Raw genomic sequence first — 13,510 nt, forward strand, 5'->3', positions numbered from 1 at the left:
GCTGAACACGACAGATGAGCACCCGAAACGACATCATCGGCGCAGTTCCCGCCACCAAGGTGCCCCGGTACGCGGGGAAGGGCACATTCGCCCGTATCGCTGACATCCACGAGGTGTCCGACTACGACATCGCGATCCTCGGGGTGCCGTTCGACGGCGGCACGTCGTACCGGCCCGGCGCCCGGTTCGGCCCGATGGCGGTCCGGCAGGCGGCGCGCACCCTGCGCCCCGGTTACCACGTCGAGCTCGGCGTCGCCCCGGTGCAAGAGCTGCAGGTGGTCGACGCCGGCGACGTCGCCGTCACGCCGTACAACATCGACGAGGCCTGCCAACAGATTCAGGATCACGCCGCCGAAATCCTTCGCGGTGGTGACCGGCGAATCGTGTCCATCGGCGGCGACCACACCATCGCGCTGCCGAATCTCCGTGCGCTGCACGCCAAACACGGTCCGGTCGCGCTGGTGCACTTCGACGCCCACCTGGATACCTGGGACACCTACTTCAACGCGCCCGTCACCCACGGCACCATCTTTCGGCGCGCGTTCGAGGAGGGTCTGCTGATCGAGGACCACTCGATCCACGTCGGCATCCGCGGACCGATCTACGACCAGCTCGACCTGGACGACGATGCGCGCATGGGCTTCAAGATCATCCGTGCCGGTGACTTGGACGTGATCGGCATCGACGCGGCCATCGACGTGGTGCGTCGCCGGGTCGCGGACGTGCCGGTGTACTTGTCCATCGACATCGACGTGCTCGACCCGGCCTTCGCGCCCGGCACCGGCACGCCGGAGGCGGGCGGCCTGACGTCACGTGAGCTGCTGAAGATGCTGCGCAAGATGACCGGGCTGAACATCGTCGGAGCCGATGTCGTCGAGGTGGCTCCCGCCTACGATCATGCCGAAATCACCTGTGTCGCAGCGGCAACGCTGGTGTTCGACATCATCTCGCTGATGGCCGCCGGCGCGCGCACCGCCCTGCCAGTCAATGGTCAGGTTGCGAACGCGTTGACCTGACAGGCTACGATTGCGCAGACAACTCAATATGCCGACAACGCGCTGTGGGAGAACCTCCGGAAACGGGGGCGCCGTAGGAGCAAGTCCTCCCCGGGAATCTCTCAGGCTCAAATACCGCAGCGTCGAGGCAACTCTGGAGAACAGCGCGGATCCGTCGATCCACGCTTACCGAAGGTGAACGGCGCGCACGCGTCAAAGCTCTCAGGTGTCAGGACAGAGCGGGGAGGTGCTACCCAACGACGCGTCGAGCAGTCAGCGACGCCCCGCGAACCGGAGTCACCTCATGTCTTTTCCTGACCGTCATATCGGTCCCGACCACGCCGCCCGGCGGCACATGCTCGACGTCCTCGGCTACTCGTCGCTCGACGATCTGATCGATGCCGCAGTGCCCCAACAGATTCGCAGCACGCAGGGTCTGCACCTGCCGGCCGCGCGCTCCGAGCGGCAGGTGCTCGATGCGCTGCGCGTCCTGGCGGACCGCAACCAGTCCCGAGTCCAGATGATCGGCCTGGGTTACCACGACACCATCACGCCGCCGGTGCTGCGTCGCAACATGCTGGAGTCCCCGGCCTGGTACACCGCCTACACGCCGTACCAGCCAGAGATCTCGCAAGGCCGGCTGGAAGCGCTGCTGACGTTCCAGACGCTCATCGAAGACCTCACCGGTCTGCCGGTAGCCGGCGCCTCACTGCTCGACGAGGCGACGGCGGTGATGGAAGCCGTGCTGTTGATGCGCCGGGCGAACAAGTCCTCGAAGTCCAATCGTGTTGTGCTCGACGCGGATTGCCTGCCGCAGACCCTCGCGGTGGTGCGCGGGCGCGCCGCGGCGGTGGGCATCGAGGTCGTGCTCGCCGAGCTGAGCGAGGGGCTGCCCGACGGTGCTGCCTTCGGCGTCGTCTTCCAGTCCCCGGGCGCCAGCGGCGTCATCCGCAACCTCGCCCCGCTGATCGCCGCCGCGCACGACCGCGGCATGTTCACCACTGTCGCCGCCGACCTGCTGTCTCTGACCCTGCTCACCGCCCCCGGCGAGCAGGGCGCCGACATCGCTGTCGGCTCGGCCCAGCGGTTCGGGGTGCCGCTGTTCTTCGGCGGCCCGCACGCCGGCTACATGTCCGTGCGATCCGGTCTCGAGCGCATGCTGCCGGGACGTCTCGTCGGTGTCTCGGTCGACGTCGACGGCAAGCCTGCCTACCGGCTGGCATTGCAGACCCGCGAACAGCACATCCGCCGTGACAAGGCGACGAGCAATATCTGTACCGCGCAGGCGCTGTTGGCGAATGTCGCCGCGATGTACGCCGCGTATCACGGCCCGGAAGGGCTGTGCGCCATCGCATCTGAGGTACACGGACATGCTGTCGCGCTGGCTGCGGGGCTGCGGGCCGCCAGGCGGGAAGTCGTCCACGACCATTTCTTCGACACGGTGCTGGTGCGGGTTCCTGGTGAGGCAGCTCAGATTGTGGCGGCCGCAGACCGCGCGGGGATCAACCTGCGCCTCGTTGACGCCGATCAGGTCGCCATCGCGTGCGACGAGTGCACCACCGACGACGTGATTCGGCAGGTGCTCGCGGTTTTCGGTGCGACACCCGTCGCCTCTGACATCGCCGATGCACTTCTGGCGGTGGTGCTCCGCACCTCGGAATACCTGCGGCACCCTGTGTTCCATGCCCACCGGTCCGAGACGGCGATGCTGCGCTTCCTGCGCGAACTGTCCGACAAGGACCTCGCGCTGGACCGCACGATGATTCCGCTGGGCTCCTGCACCATGAAGCTCAACGCCGCCGCCGAGATGGAGCCGATCAGCTGGCCCGGGTTCGCCGGCATTCACCCGTACGCGCCGGCCGGGCAGACCGCCGGATACCTCGAGCTCATCGGCAACCTGGAGGACTGGCTGTCCGAGATCACCGGCTACGACCGGGTTTCGTTGCAGCCCAACGCCGGATCGCAGGGCGAGCTCGCGGGCCTGCTCGCCATCAACGCCTACCACCGGTCCCGCGGCGACGTCGACCGCGACATCTGCCTGATCCCACAGTCGGCGCACGGCACCAATGCCGCCTCGGCGGTCTTGGCGGGCATGCGGGTGGTGGTGGTCAACGCGGCAGGTAACGGCAACATCGACCACGACGATCTTGAGGCGAAGCTCGCCGAGCATGACGGCCGCGTTGCGGCGATCATGCTGACCTACCCGTCCACCCATGGTGTGTACGAAGCCGACGTCCGCACGGTGTGCGACCTCGTCCACAACGCCGGCGGCCAGGTCTACGTCGACGGCGCCAACCTGAATGCCCTTGTCGGCCTGGCCAAACCGGGTGAGTTCGGCGGTGACGTATCGCATCTGAACCTGCACAAGACGTTCTGCATCCCGCACGGTGGCGGTGGTCCGGGCGTAGGCCCCGTCGCGGTGCGCGCTCACTTGGCGCCGTTCCTGCCCGGCGATCCGCTGGCCGTCGACGGTCCAGGTCCGGTATCCGCGGCCAATTACGGATCAGCGGGCATCCTCCCGATCACCTGGGCCTACCTCGCGCTGATGGGTCCGGACGGCCTGACGGCGGCCACGAAGACCGCCGTGCTGGCGGCCAACTACCTGGCGGCGTCGCTCGGCGACCGCTACCCGGTGCTGTACGCCGGCGAGACCGGCCTGGTTGCCCACGAGTGCATCCTGGATTTGCGCGAGATCACCAAGCGCACCGGGGTGACGGCAGAGGACGTCGCGAAACGGTTGATCGACTACGGTTTCCACGCTCCCACGTTGTCATTCCCGGTCAACGGCACGCTGATGGTCGAACCCACCGAGTCGGAAGACCTGACCGAGCTGGATCGGTTCATCGCGGCGATGATCGGGATCCACGACGAGATCAGCCGGGTCGGATCAGGGGAGTGGACGCTGGAGCTGAGCCCCCTGCGCCAGGCCCCGCACACCGCCGAGCAGGTGACCGACGCCGACTGGACGTTGCCGTACAGCAGGCAGTATGCCGCGTATCCCGTTGCGACACTGCGGCGCAACAAGTACTGGCCACCGGTCCGTCGCATCGACGGCGCCCACGGTGACCGCAACCTCGCCTGTTCCTGCCCCGCGCCCGAAGCGTTCCAGATCGAATCCGCCGAAATCCTCGAGGAAGTTCTTGCATGACCACCGCCCCCGCATCCCCGCTGCTGGACGAACACCGTTCCCTGGCAGCCAGTTTCACCGATTTCGCCGGCTGGGAGATGCCGCTGAAGTACGGCAGCGAGCTCGCCGAGCACCGAGCGGTGCGCGAGGTCGCCGGCTTGTTCGATCTCTCGCACATGGGTGAGATCGCGGTGACCGGACCGCAGGCGGCCGCTGCCCTGGACTTCGCGCTGGCCGGTGAGGCCTCCAGAATTGCGGTCGGGCGGGCCAAGTACTCGCTGATGTGCGATGCCGACGGCGGCGTCATCGATGACCTCGTGGTGTACCGGCTGGGTGCGGAGCACTTCCTCGTCGTCGCCAACGCGGCCAACGCGCCGACGGTGGCACGGGAACTGGCCAGCCGGGCAGAGCAATTCGACGTGGTCGTCGACGACCAGTCACTGGCGACCGCGTTGATCGCGGTGCAGGGACCCGCGTCCGAGGCCATCGTCAGCTCGCTGGTGCCCGAGGACCAGCGCGCCACGGTTGCCGAGCTCAAGTACTACGCGGTGGCCGATGCTCAGGTGGCAGGTATCGACGTGCTGTTGGCGCGCACCGGTTACACCGGTGAAGACGGCTTCGAGCTATATGTGCCCAACGAACGGTCCGTGGCACTGTGGCAGACGCTACTCGCCGCCACCGTGGCGGCCGGCGGTGTGCCCGCGGGCCTGGCCTGCCGCGACACGCTGCGGCTGGAGGCCGGCATGGCGCTCTATGGGCACGAGCTCACCATGGCAACCAACCCCTTCCAGGCCGGCCTCGGCAAGGTGGTGCGCTTGACCAAGGACTTCGTGGGACGCGATGCACTGCAGCAGCTTTCGGAGCAGACCGTCCAGCAGGTTCTCGTCGGTCTCAAGGGTGACACCCGACGGGCCGCGCGGGCCGGGTACACCATCCACCACGACGACGAGGCCGTCGTGGGCACCGTGACCTCGGGCACGCTGTCGCCGACCCTGGGGTACCCCGTCGCCCTGGCCTACCTCGACGCCGCGTTGGCGGAGCCGGGCACCAAGGTGCAGGTCGACGTCCGCGGGCGAAAAGAGCAGTTCCAAGTCACCCCGGCGCCGTTCTACCGCCGCTCCTGACACCCCTACTTCAGACAAGGATCACCATGGCCACCAACACCATTCCCGCCGACCGCAGCTACACCGAGGAACACGAGTGGGTGCTCGTCGTGCCTGGTGCCGCACTTCCCGATACCCCGGTGCGGGTGGGAATCACCGCGGTCGCGGCCGCGGCCCTCGGCGATCTGGTGTACGTCGACCTGCCGGAGGTCGGGGCCACCATCACTGCCGGCGAAAGCTGTGGCGAGGTGGAATCGACCAAGACCGTCTCCGAGCTGTACCCACCGGTCAGCGGCACCGTCACAGCTGTCAACGCGGACGCCGTCGACGACCCCAGCATCATCACCGCCGACCCCTACGACGCGGGCTGGCTCTTCGAAGTGCAGGCGACCGCAACCGGAAACCTTTTGACCGCAGCGGAATACGCAACACGGAACGAGGGCTAGCGATGAGCATCCTGGATGAACGACTCGGCGATTTCGACCCCGAGATCGCCGCTGCGATCGGGGACGAACTGCACCGGCAGCGCCTCGGGCTGGAGATGATCGCCTCCGAGAACCACGCACCGCTGGCCGTGATGCAGGCCCAGGGCTCGGTGCTCACCAACAAGTACGCCGAGGGCTATCCCGGACGCCGCTATTACGGCGGCTGCGAGCACATCGATGTCATCGAACGGCTCGCCATCGCGCGGGTGAAGGAATTGTTCGGGGCCGAATTCGCCAACGTGCAACCACATTCGGGTGCGCAGGCCAACGCGGCGGTGATGCACGCACTGATCAAACCGCGCGACACCATCCTCGGCCTGTCACTGGACTGCGGCGGCCATCTCACGCACGGCATGCGGTTGAACTTCTCCGGCAAGCTGTACAACGTCGCTGCGTACGGGGTCTCCAAAGAGGCCTACCTGATCGACATGGACGCAGTCGCCGAGGCGGCTCGGGAACACAAGCCGCAGTTGATCATCGCCGGCTGGTCGGCGTACCCGCGCCGGCTCGATTTCGCCCGCTTCCGCGAGATCGCCGACGAGGTCGGCGCATACCTGATGGTGGACATGGCGCACTTCGCGGGCCTCGTCGCGGCCGGGCTCCATCCGTCTCCGGTACCGCACGCCCACGTGGTGACCTCGACGACACACAAGACCCTCGGCGGTCCGCGCGGCGGCGTCATCCTGACCAACGAGGCTGACATCGCCAAGAAGATCAACTCGGCGGTGTTTCCGGGTCAGCAGGGCGGGCCGCTGGAGCACGTGATCGCCGCGAAGGCAGTCGGTTTCAAGATGGCTGCGCAGCCGGAATTCGCCGAACGCCAACAGCGTGTGCTGCGGGGCGCGCAAATCCTGGCCGACCGGCTGAGCCGGCCGGACGTGAAAGCCGCGGGCATCACTGTCCTCACCGGCGGCACCGACGTGCACCTGGTTCTCGTGGACCTGCGCAACGCCGCCATCGACGGACAACAGGCGGAGGACCGGCTCGATGCCGTCGGCATCACCGTCAACCGCAACGCGGTGCCGTTCGACCCGCGGCCGCCCATGGTGACATCCGGTCTCCGCATCGGCACTCCGGCACTGGCCGCGCGCGGGTTCGGTGACGACGAGTTCGCGCGGGTCGCCGACATCATCGCCGCGGCACTCATCGCAGACAGTGCTGCCGATACCGAAGATCTTGCCGCGCAGGTGCGTACGCTGGCCGAACAGTTCCCGCTTTACCCGGAGTTGTAATGGCGATCAGCGTGTTCGACCTGTTTTCGGTCGGGATCGGGCCGTCGAGTTCGCATACCGTCGGTCCGATGCGGGCGGCCGGCATGTTCGTCGATGAACTCATCGCGCGCGATGTCGTCGACCATGTCACCGATGTCCGTGTCGACCTGTACGGGTCGCTGGCGGCCACCGGCGGCGGTCACGGCACGATGCCGGCCATCCTGCTCGGCTTGGAGGGCTACCGTCCCGAGACCATCGAGACCGACGAGATGCAACAGCGGTTGGCGGTCATCCGGGCCGACGGCACGATCCGGCTGGGCGGCCGGATCGTGCTCGCCATCACCGAGTCCGACATCGCCCTGCATCCGGCGCAGCAGCTCGACCGGCATCCCAACGCGATGACGGTCACCGCGACATCGGCGCACGGCGGGGTGCTCTACCGCGAAACGTACTTCTCGGTCGGTGGTGGCTTCGTGGCCACCGAAGCGGAGATGGCCCATCCACCCGAAGCGGGCTGTGGCGCCGACACTTTCACGTCGGCGGCAGAACTGCTGGCTCTCACGGACCGCGAGCGCATCTCCATCAGTGAAGCGATGATGGGTCAGGAGTCCACGAGCCGTACCGACACCGAGGTGCGTGCGCGGCTGCTGCACATCCGCGACGTGATGATCGCCTGCGCGACCAACGGGATGTCCCGCGACGGCTATCTGCCCGGCAACCTGCGGGTGCGCCGCCGGGCCAAGGACTGGTTCCTGCGCCTCGATGCCGAAGATCCGCACCGGGAGCCGGCGTTCGCCGAAGATTGGGTCAACCTGGTCGCGCTGGCCGTCAACGAGGAGAACGCCTCGGGCGGACGCATCGTCACCGCACCGACCAACGGCGCCGCCGGCATCATCCCCGCTGTCCTGTACTACGCCCTGCACTACACCTCTGCCGGTAAAGCCGATCCCGACGACGCCACCGTGAGGTTCCTGCTGACCGCCGGTGCCATCGGATCGTTGTACAAGGAACGCGCATCCATTTCCGGCGCCGAGGTCGGCTGTCAGGGCGAGGTCGGATCCGCGGCATCCATGGCGGCGGGCGGACTTGCCGAAATCCTCGGTGGGACACCGCAACAGGTCGAGAACGCCGCCGAGATCGCGATGGAACACAGCCTGGGGCTGACGTGCGATCCGATCGGCGGCCTCGTGCAAATCCCGTGTATCGAACGGAACGCCATCTCGGCGGGTAAGGCCATCAACGCCGCCCGGATGGCGCTGCGTGGCGACGGTACCCACCGGGTCAGCCTGGACCAGGTGATCGAGACGATGCGCGCCACCGGCATGGATATGAGCTCCAAGTACAAGGAAACCTCGACCGGTGGCCTCGCCGTCACGGTCAACGTCGTCGAATGCTGAGTTGACATGACCATTGCCCCGGACGGGCGCCGCTTGCTGCGGCTCGAGGTGCGCAACGCGCAGACCCCGGTGGAACGCAAGCCACCCTGGATGAAGGCCCGGGTCCGAACGGGTCCCGAGTACCGCGAGCTGGCCGCGCTGGTGCAGCGCGACGATCTGCACACGGTGTGTCAGGAAGCAGGTTGCCCCAACATCTTCGAGTGCTGGGAATCTCGCGAGGCGACGTTCCTGATCGGTGGTGACCAGTGCACGCGGCGCTGTGACTTCTGCCAGATCGCCACCGGCCGCCCTCAACCGCTGGACCGCGACGAACCCCGCCGCGTCGCCGAATCGATCGCGCAGATGCGGTTGCGCTACGCCACCGTCACCGGCGTGGCCCGCGACGACCTGCCCGACGGCGGTGCCTGGCTGTACGCCGAGACGGTCCGTCAGATCCATGCCGCATGCCCAGGCACCGGTGTCGAACTGCTCATCCCGGACTTCACCGGGACGCCGGCCCAGCTCGACGAGGTGTTCGGCGCCGCGCCAGAAGTGTTGGCGCACAACCTGGAAACCGTGCCGCGAATCTTCCGCCGCGTCCGTCCCGGCTTCGACTACGGCCGCTCGCTCGGTGTGCTGGAGCGGGCGCGTGGCGCGGGCCTGATCACGAAGTCGAACCTGATCCTCGGTATGGGGGAGACCAGGGCGGAAGCGCTGCAGGCGTTGTGGGATCTGCGCGAAGCCGGCTGCGAGCTCGTCACCATCACGCAGTACCTACGGCCCACGCCACGTCACCACCCTGTCGAACGGTGGTTCACCCCAGCCGAATTCGACGATCTCGACACCGCTGCTCGCGAGATCGGATTTCTCGGTGTCATGTCCGGACCGCTGGTGCGGTCGTCCTATCGGGCGGGGGAGCTGTATGCGCAGGCCCGTACCGTCATCCAACAGCAGAGGAGTCAGTCATGACCACAGCGGACGTCGTCATCCTGGGCGGCGGGCCGGGCGGCTATGCCGCCGCGATCCGTTCCGCACAGCTCGGTCGATCCGTCGTGCTGATCGACGAGGCCGCTGTCGGCGGCACGTGCCTGCACCGGGGCTGCATCCCGACGAAGGCACTGTTGCACGCCGCGGAGGTAGCCGACTCTGCCCGCACCGCAGCGCAATTCGGTATCGCGGCGTCGTTCGATGGTGTCGACACCGCCAAGTTGCATGCCTTCAAGAACACTGTCGTGTCCCGCCTGCACAAGGGCCTCACGGGATTGATTGCCGCGCTGGGCATCACGGTCATCAACGGCCGCGGCCGGCTGACCGGGCCGACCACCGTTGACGTCGATGGCACCACCGTGACCGGCGGGGCCATCGTCCTGGCCACCGGGTCGGCGCCCAAGGTTCCCGGGATGATCCAGACCTCGGACCGGGTGCTCACGAGTGATAAGGCGCTCAAGTTGGACCGCATACCGTCGTCGGCCATCATTCTCGGCGGTGGTGTGATCGGCGTCGAATTCGCCAGCCTGTGGACCTCACTGGGCGCCAAGGTGACCATCGTCGAAGCCCTTCCCCGGCTGGTGCCCAACGAGGACTCCGCCATCTCGGCTTACTTGGAGCGCTTGTTCCGCCGCCGCAAGATCACCGCCAAGACCGGGGTGCTGGTCACCGCGGTGAGCTCTGATGACGAGTCCGTGCGGGTCACCCTGGAATCCGGCGATGTGCTGACCGCCGACGTGCTGCTGGTTGCTGTCGGCCGCGGTCCGCGCACCGCGGATCTGGGCCTGACAGAGGCGGGCGTGCAGCTCGACGGTGGCTTTGTGTTGACCGACGCCAAGCTCCGCACCAGCGTGCCGACCGTGTACGCGATCGGCGATATCGTCGCCGGACTTCAGTTGGCGCACCGGGCATTTCAGCAGGGCCTCTTCGTGGCCGAGCAGATTGCCGGTCGGGAACCCGAGGCCGTGCCGGAGCTCGGCATTCCTCGGGTCACCTACTGCGACCCGGAGATCGCCTCCGTCGGCCTGACCGAAGATGCCGCGCGTGAACAGTACGGCGAAGGCGTCGAGACCGTCACCTATGACCTGGCCGGCAACGGCCGCAGTCAGATCCTCAAGGCGTCCGGCGCGGTCAAACTCGTCGTGGACCCGGCAGGCACGGTGGTCGGTGTGCATATGGTCGGTGCCGGGGTCTCCGAGCTGATCGGCGAAGCCCAGCTGCTGTACAACCTGGGCGTCAAGGCCGCCGAGGCCGCTCGTTTCGTACATGCTCACCCGACGCAGAACGAGGCGTTGGGCGAGGCGCTGATGGCAGTGTCCGGGGCGCCGTTGCACCTGCACGGGTGAGGCGGCACCGTGGCGGCGCCGTCGGCCCGGGCGGTGGAGGTTCGGGAGCAGCGTCGCCATGACCTCTCTCAGGCGTGGTTCGCGCTGGGACCCGTCACCATGTGCTGACACTGTCAGCACATGGTGACAATGTCAGCTGTTGCTGACAGGTCCCAGCGCGACATGTGCCAGAAACAGCCGACACGCCCGGGCTCACCCATCTCACCCATAGCGCGGCTCAGCCGCGGCGGTCCCCGAACTCCTCGTCAAGGATCGCGACCAGCCGGTCGACCATCCACTCGGTGAGCATCTTGCCCTTCTCGGCGCTCGCGGCTTCGGGGGAGGAGAGCACTCCGCTGGCCGTCGACATGCGGGTATCGATGGGCAGCACGTCGTAGTTCACCACCCGCTCGGGCGCGTCGGCCGCGATGTGCTCGGGCCGCACCAGGTGCGGCGCATGGTGCAGCAGCAGCGAGGTCTCGATGACGGCGGCGTGTTCGAGAGCGAGACCCGGGAAACCGTCGGGCCAGATGGCCTGCTGACGATCGGCGGTGAAGTCGGGATTGGCGTCCTCCATCACGAGGATCTTCAGCTCCGGGTGCTTCTCCGAGATGAGGAACGCCGGTTCGTAGATGAATCCGCTGTTCTCGTAGTGCCAGTTGTACAGCACGATGTTACGGAACCCGGCGCGCTTGAGTTCGCTCAGGATGTCCTCGAGCAGGGCGATGTACGTGGTGGCGCGCAGCGACAAAGTTCCCGGAATATGCTGTCCGCCACCGCTTCCCGGGCGGCTGCGATAGCCGAAGGGGACGAACTGTCCGACGATCAGATCGGTCCGCTCGCTGGCGGCTTCCAGCAGCTTCTCGGGGATGAGCCAGTCGGTACAGACCGGCAGATGATGGCCGTGCTGCTCGGTCGAGCCGATCGGAATGGCCACCGGGATGTCGGCGCGGGCGGCCTCGGCGATCTCTGGCCACGTCATCTCCCGGTACAGTCGGGACGGTTTCTGCTCGGTCATGTGAAACTCCTTGCGGGTCAGACGTTCTGGGAGACGCCGATGTTGCCGGCGGGGATGCACGTGGACCGTCCACCGTCGACGACGACATGCGTGCCCACCGCGTAGCTGGCGCGGTGGGACAGCAGGAACACCACGGCTTCGGCGATCTCCTGTGGCTCACCGAAGCGTCCGGCCGCGACGCTGGAGGCGATCTCGGCGATTTCGGCTTCGGGGTCTGCGCTGTCCTCGAATTCGACCATCAGCAGCGGCGTCCGGGTGGTGCCGGGGCAAACCGAGTTGACCCGGATGCCCCAGGACACCAATTCCGCTGCGGCACTGCGCGTCATCGCCACGATGGCACCCTTGGTGGCGGTGTACGCGACGAAGCCGGGCTGACCCATGAGGGCGAGTTCTGATCCGGTGTTGACGATGGCGCCCGCACCTCGGGGCTGCATGACCCGGGCCGCCTCGCGCAGCACGTAGAACGATCCGGCGACGTTGATCGCCAGGAGATCGTCGAAATCCTGGTCGGTGGTGTCGACAAGCGGTGCGACACGGGAGATTCCGGCGTTGTTGAGCACGGCGTCAATCGGCCCCAACTCGGCCTCGACGCGCTCGAATGCGGCTCGTACCCCGGCGGAATCGCGTACGTCGACACTCACCGGAAGGGCCCGACGGCCATGCGACGTCACCTGGCGCACGGCCTCGGACAGGTCATCTTCCGGCCGCGCGAGTACCGCGACGTCGGCGCCCTCCCGGGCCAGCGTCGCGGCGGTGGCCAGCCCGATCCCGGACGAGGCTCCGGTCACCAGTGCGATGCGGTTGGTCATCTCTCCCATGAGCGCGTTGTCCCTTTCGTCAGCGTTGCTCAGTGGACCGGATCCATTCGATCTGCGATTGCAGTCCCTTCTCGAGCTCCCATGCCGGCTCGTAGCCGAGGTCGCGGGTGGAGCAGGAGAGATCGAACTGAACCTGCCGGTCCCAGTCGGGCAGGTAGCCCGGGCCGATGTCGAAGTGAGCGTCGGGCAGGTACTTCGCGAGCAGTTCGGCGGTTTCGCACACCGTCATCCGATCGCCGCCGGAGACGAAGTAGGCCTGCTGGGTGAGCGTTTTGGTGTTGGCGGCCAGCCGGGCCGCGGTGGCGACGTCCTCGACGTGCACGAACTGGAAACCGTGGTCGCCGCCGGACTCGAGGGTGAAGGTCTCACCGCGCAGGCCGGCCCGGATCATGTCGCCGAGCAGGCTGGGCATCCACAGCCCAGGTCCATACACCTCGGTGATGCGCAGGGAGACGATCTCCATGCCGTACAGCGAGTTGTAGGCGCTGCCGAGCAGTTCGCCGGCCACCTTGGTCACGCCGTACACCGTGGTAGGTGCGGGCTTGACGTCTTCGGTGATGGGCCCGGGTTCGGAGATGTTGCCCAGCGCGCACTCCGACGAGAAGAAGACGATGCGACGGACGCCCGTCATCCGCGCTGCCTCGTAAACCGCAAGCGTGCCATCGGCATTCGCGGCGAACGTGGTGACCGGCAGTTCGATGGAGAGCGCCGGGTGGCTCTGCCCGGCGGTGTGGATGATGCGATCCACCTCGTAGGTGCGCAGGGTGTCGGCGAGGCGCGGAATGTCGAACAGCTCGCCAAGGACCGCGACTACTCCGGCTCGGGGGTCAACGGAGTAGTCGCGGTTGTACATGATGACCCGCTCGCCGTCGGCCAGGAGTTGGTCCACCAGGTGGCGGCCGACGAAGCCGCGGCCGCCGGTGACGAGTGTGGTCATCGTTGTCTTCCTTTTCCTTGGCGTTTGCCGTGCTGATCACACTGCCGTCGCCGCGCTACAGGCGGCAACGAGTGAACTGTCGAGGCTCGTTGTCTGTCCTTGTGCGATTGCACAAGGCGACTTCATGG

At 67.1% G+C, this 13,510-nt stretch carries 11 protein-coding genes and 1 riboswitch; of the genes, 8 read left to right on the forward strand and 3 right to left on the reverse strand.

Going from position 1 to position 13,510, the window contains the following annotated elements; translation table 11 throughout:
- Positions 1-14: 14 nt before the first annotated feature.
- The 8 genes from speB (at position 15) to lpdA (ending at position 10,630) form a co-directional block, all read left to right on the forward strand.
- Positions 15-1,016 carry an agmatinase gene (gene speB / locus ACWW1C_RS13680; RefSeq protein ID WP_455983926.1) on the forward strand — a complete coding sequence of 334 codons (1,002 nt, stop codon included), beginning with the start codon at positions 15-17 and terminating at the stop codon, positions 1,014-1,016.
- Between the two features lie 35 nt (positions 1,017-1,051).
- Positions 1,052-1,143: riboswitch (glycine riboswitch) on the forward strand.
- A 156-nt stretch (positions 1,144-1,299) separates the two neighbouring features.
- Positions 1,300-4,143, forward strand: a complete 2,844-nt coding sequence (gene gcvP / locus ACWW1C_RS13685; RefSeq protein WP_455983927.1) for an aminomethyl-transferring glycine dehydrogenase — start codon at positions 1,300-1,302, stop codon at positions 4,141-4,143.
- Positions 4,140-5,246, forward strand: coding sequence for a glycine cleavage system aminomethyltransferase GcvT (gene gcvT / locus ACWW1C_RS13690; RefSeq protein WP_455983928.1), 1,107 nt, complete (start codon positions 4,140-4,142; stop codon positions 5,244-5,246). The genes gcvP and gcvT overlap by 4 nt, the downstream gene beginning before the upstream one ends.
- 26 nt (positions 5,247-5,272) lie before the next feature.
- A complete protein-coding gene (gcvH, locus tag ACWW1C_RS13695; RefSeq protein ID WP_455983929.1) occupies positions 5,273-5,671 on the forward strand; it encodes a glycine cleavage system protein GcvH in 399 nt (132 codons plus the stop codon).
- A 2-nt stretch (positions 5,672-5,673) separates the two neighbouring features.
- The gene (gene glyA / locus ACWW1C_RS13700) at positions 5,674-6,942 is read left to right on the forward strand and encodes a serine hydroxymethyltransferase (protein ID WP_455983930.1); all 1,269 of its coding nucleotides are present in this window, start codon (positions 5,674-5,676) and stop codon (positions 6,940-6,942) included.
- Entirely contained in the window at positions 6,942-8,318 is a 1,377-nt protein-coding gene (locus ACWW1C_RS13705; protein WP_455983931.1) for an L-serine ammonia-lyase, read from the forward strand. The genes glyA and ACWW1C_RS13705 overlap by 1 nt, the downstream gene beginning before the upstream one ends.
- Positions 8,319-8,324: 6 nt before the next feature.
- Positions 8,325-9,266, forward strand: coding sequence for a lipoyl synthase (lipA, locus tag ACWW1C_RS13710; protein WP_455983932.1), 942 nt, complete (start codon positions 8,325-8,327; stop codon positions 9,264-9,266).
- Entirely contained in the window at positions 9,263-10,630 is a 1,368-nt protein-coding gene (lpdA, locus tag ACWW1C_RS13715) for a dihydrolipoyl dehydrogenase (RefSeq protein ID WP_455983933.1), read from the forward strand. The genes lipA and lpdA overlap by 4 nt, the downstream gene beginning before the upstream one ends.
- Before the next feature lie 217 nt (positions 10,631-10,847).
- On the opposite strand, the gene ACWW1C_RS13720 is transcribed toward lpdA, so the two are convergent.
- Genes ACWW1C_RS13720 through ACWW1C_RS13730 form a run of 3 tightly spaced genes read right to left on the reverse strand, consistent with a single transcriptional unit; the run spans position 10,848 to position 13,382 of the window.
- The gene (locus ACWW1C_RS13720) at positions 10,848-11,627 is read right to left on the reverse strand and encodes a creatininase (protein ID WP_455983934.1); all 780 of its coding nucleotides are present in this window, start codon (positions 11,625-11,627) and stop codon (positions 10,848-10,850) included.
- Between the two features lie 17 nt (positions 11,628-11,644).
- On the reverse strand, positions 11,645-12,436 hold the full coding sequence (locus tag ACWW1C_RS13725; protein ID WP_455983935.1) for an SDR family NAD(P)-dependent oxidoreductase: 792 nt from the start codon (positions 12,434-12,436) through the stop codon (positions 11,645-11,647).
- Between the two features lie 28 nt (positions 12,437-12,464).
- On the reverse strand, positions 12,465-13,382 hold the full coding sequence (locus ACWW1C_RS13730) for an NAD-dependent epimerase/dehydratase family protein (RefSeq protein WP_455983936.1): 918 nt from the start codon (positions 13,380-13,382) through the stop codon (positions 12,465-12,467).
- Positions 13,383-13,510: the final 128 nt, after the last annotated feature.

Source organism: Mycobacterium sp. HM-7 (assembly GCF_053852335.1).

What these genes read in the sequence shown, in the direction of transcription:
- gcvT (WP_455983928.1), top strand. Translation starts at nt 4,140, where the DNA reads ATGACCACCGCCCCCGCATCCCCGCTGCTGGACGAACACCGTTCCCTG.
- lipA (WP_455983932.1), top strand. Translation starts at nt 8,325, where the DNA reads ATGACCATTGCCCCGGACGGGCGCCGCTTGCTGCGGCTCGAGGTGCGC.
- ACWW1C_RS13730 (WP_455983936.1), bottom strand. Translation starts at nt 13,382, where the DNA reads ATGACCACACTCGTCACCGGCGGCCGCGGCTTCGTCGGCCGCCACCTG.
- gcvP (WP_455983927.1), top strand. Translation starts at nt 1,300, where the DNA reads ATGTCTTTTCCTGACCGTCATATCGGTCCCGACCACGCCGCCCGGCGG.
- glyA (WP_455983930.1), top strand. Translation starts at nt 5,674, where the DNA reads ATGAGCATCCTGGATGAACGACTCGGCGATTTCGACCCCGAGATCGCC.
- gcvH (WP_455983929.1), top strand. Translation starts at nt 5,273, where the DNA reads ATGGCCACCAACACCATTCCCGCCGACCGCAGCTACACCGAGGAACAC.
- speB (WP_455983926.1), top strand. Translation starts at nt 15, where the DNA reads ATGAGCACCCGAAACGACATCATCGGCGCAGTTCCCGCCACCAAGGTG.
- ACWW1C_RS13705 (WP_455983931.1), top strand. Translation starts at nt 6,942, where the DNA reads ATGGCGATCAGCGTGTTCGACCTGTTTTCGGTCGGGATCGGGCCGTCG.
- lpdA (WP_455983933.1), top strand. Translation starts at nt 9,263, where the DNA reads ATGACCACAGCGGACGTCGTCATCCTGGGCGGCGGGCCGGGCGGCTAT.
- ACWW1C_RS13720 (WP_455983934.1), bottom strand. Translation starts at nt 11,627, where the DNA reads ATGACCGAGCAGAAACCGTCCCGACTGTACCGGGAGATGACGTGGCCA.
- ACWW1C_RS13725 (WP_455983935.1), bottom strand. Translation starts at nt 12,436, where the DNA reads ATGACCAACCGCATCGCACTGGTGACCGGAGCCTCGTCCGGGATCGGG.